The 3,002-nt window shown below is 38.4% G+C and carries 2 protein-coding genes; both read left to right on the top strand.

Annotated features, from left to right (window positions below):
• The first annotated feature begins 625 nt into the window (after positions 1-625).
• On the top strand, positions 626-1,495 hold the full coding sequence (locus EKM02_RS14625) for an ABC transporter permease (RefSeq protein ID WP_126456410.1): 870 nt from the start codon (positions 626-628) through the stop codon (positions 1,493-1,495).
• 164 nt (positions 1,496-1,659) lie between these two features.
• Positions 1,660-2,706: a dTDP-glucose 4,6-dehydratase gene (gene rfbB, locus EKM02_RS14620; protein ID WP_126456408.1), complete on the top strand. Its 1,047-nt coding sequence runs from the start codon at positions 1,660-1,662 to the stop codon at positions 2,704-2,706.
• Positions 2,707-3,002: the final 296 nt, after the last annotated feature.

Genomic DNA, 3,002 nt, shown 5'->3' with positions numbered 1-3,002 from the left:
GCACTCGAACTGACGTTTGGTATAATTAAAAACAGTTCTCGATACGCTTCGCACTCGAACTGACGTTTGGTATAATTACATGCAACGGGAATAAAAGTAAGCTGTTGGGTATAATTGATTTTTGATGATCATATTCGTCAGTTCGAGTGATTCCGCTTTTGGGCGGGATCGTATCGAGAACAAGAAAATTTTGAATTAAAAACGGTTCTCGATACGCTTCGCACTCGAACTGACGTATGGTATAATTAAAAACAGTTCTCGATACGCTTCGCACTCGAACTGACGTTTGGTATAATTACACATGATGTTTTCAAACGTTTCCGGTCAATAAATTGCAGCCACCGTAATCCGATGGATAAATGCCGTTCCTGCATGGAATGGCTTGGGGGTGTTGCCGGATTCACAAGCAAAGAAAGTGTTTCTGGAAAATCATTTAAGTAGCGCTGCTGTTCCGCACGATTCTGACGCGGCAAAAAAGAATTATGTGAACAAGTTGTTTTTTAAACAATACTTAATGCAAATTATTTATATTTGCTTCGTAAGAATACAATTGAGTTTAGTAGTAGAAAACAGAACTTTTTTCGCACGGAAAGAACAACAAAAAGTAGCATTTTAGCATAAACCAATGAACGATTCCGAACAAAACACCACCACTTGGCTGTTTGAAATAACACCTAAAAATAAATTTTTCTCCCTTAACCTGAAGGAAGTATGGCAGTATAGAGATTTGCTGCTGCTTTTTGTAAAAAGGGATGTGGTGACCGTTTATAAGCAAACGGTTTTAGGGCCACTTTGGTATCTGATTCAACCGCTGTTTACCTCCATTACTTTTACTATTATTTTTAATAATGTGGCCGGAATCAATACCGGAACCGTGCCGCCTTTTTTGTTTAATTTGGCCGGTATTACCGTTTGGAATTACTTCACGGCCTGTCTCAATGGTACCTCGAATACCTTTGGAAGTAATGCAGGTATTTTTGGGAAAGTATATTTCCCTCGTATTATTGTACCGCTGTCTATTGTTGTTTCCAACTTATTGAAGTTTGGAATTCAATTTTTTATATTCATTTGTTTTTACGGCTATTATTATACCCAAGGAGCTGCCATAGGGATGAATACAGCGACTTTGTTTTTTCCACTACTGATCGTCATGATGGGAGTTTTAGGATTGGGGCTGGGAATGTTTATCTCTTCTTTAGTCACTAAATACCGAGATTTTAGTAATTTGGTTGGTTTTGGAGTGCAATTATTGATGTATTTGTCTGCTGTAATGTACCCAATGGCACTCATCAAAGAAAAATTGCCGGATTACGGCTGGCTGATAGCCTACAATCCCCTGGCTTATGTGATAGAAACGACACGATACATGCTGCTGGATGTTGGACAAATATCTGTTTTGGGATTGGGATATACTTTTTTGATTACAATACTAGTGTTTTTAGTGGGAGTTTTGATTTTTAACAGAACCGAAAAGAGTTTTATCGATACGGTGTAAAGCGCACCGGTCTTGTTGAAAGGGTTCATTTAGGATTGATTTTTAAACCATTAAGAAATTAAGCTGTTGGGTATGATTAATTTTACCTCTCGACTTTGCGCAATGGGACAAAAAAATGTAACTAACAGGAGTATGGATCAAGACTACTCTTTATAAAAATAGACATGAAAAAAATATTAATTACAGGCGGAGCAGGATTTATAGGATCTCATGTGGTCCGGTTATTTGTTACTAAATATCCGCAATATCACATCTACAACTTAGATGCGCTGACGTATGCCGGAAATTTAGAAAACAGTGTTGACATCGAAAATGAACCCAATTATACGTTTATAAAAGGAGACATAACGGACGAAGATTTTATTGCAGATTTATTTGAAAGACACGAATTTGACGGAGTAATCCATCTTGCCGCTGAATCCCATGTGGATCGTTCTATCAAAGATCCTCTGGCCTTTGTAAAGACCAATGTTTTTGGGACCGTACACCTACTGAATGCCGCTAAAAAACAATGGCTCGATGCACCAGAAGGCAAACGATTCTACCACATCAGCACGGATGAAGTCTATGGTTCTTTAGGAGCCGAAGGGCTATTTACGGAGACGACAGCATACGACCCTAATTCTCCATATTCTGCTTCCAAAGCAAGTTCCGACCATTTTGTAAGAGCTTACGGCGAAACGTATCAGTTTCCTTTTGTCCTGACAAATTGTTCGAATAATTATGGTCCCAATCATTTTCCGGAAAAGTTAATCCCTTTATTTATCAATAACATCATCAACAACCAGCCGTTGCCGGTCTATGGTGATGGGAATTACACCAGAGATTGGCTATTTGTAATCGATCACGCCAGAGCCATAGATTTGGTGTACCATACCGGAAAAAATCACGAAACTTATAATATTGGAGGTTTTAATGAATGGAAAAATATTGATTTGGTTCGGTTGTTATGTACCATTATGGACGGTAAATTGGGACGCACTCCCGGAACCTCCGCACAATTGATCACTTACGTAAAAGACAGACCGGGACATGACTTGCGCTATGCAATTGATGCTTCTAAAATAAACAAGGAATTAGGTTGGAAACCTTCTGTTACTTTTGAGCAGGGATTGGAAATAACCGTTGATTGGTATTTGAATAATACGGAGTGGTTGCATCATGTGACTTCCGGTGAATACGCGTCATATTATAAAAAACAGTATCGATAATATTTCTCGGGACTATAGCTGTCATCCAGCGTATAATCGGATGATTACAGCTTGTTTATTAAAACGACTCAATCCATTCATGCGGTTGTGCGTTTTGATTTTTCATTGTAAAAAGTAAATCGATTGTGTAGGTTTACATAAAATCGATTAAAATATCACGCCGGGTATAATTAGTTTTTGATGATAATTTTCGTCAGTTCGAGTGATCCCGCTTTCGGTCGGGATCGTATCGAGAACAAGAAAATTTTGAATTAAAAACGGTTCTCGATACGCTTCGCACTCGAACTGACGTTTGG

Origin of the sequence: Flavobacterium sp. RSP49 (assembly GCF_003968735.1) — a bacterium.
Lineage (GTDB): Bacteria > Bacteroidota > Bacteroidia > Flavobacteriales > Flavobacteriaceae > Flavobacterium.
Note: the sequence above shows the minus strand (reverse complement) of the source record. Positions and strands in the feature narration are given on the sequence as shown.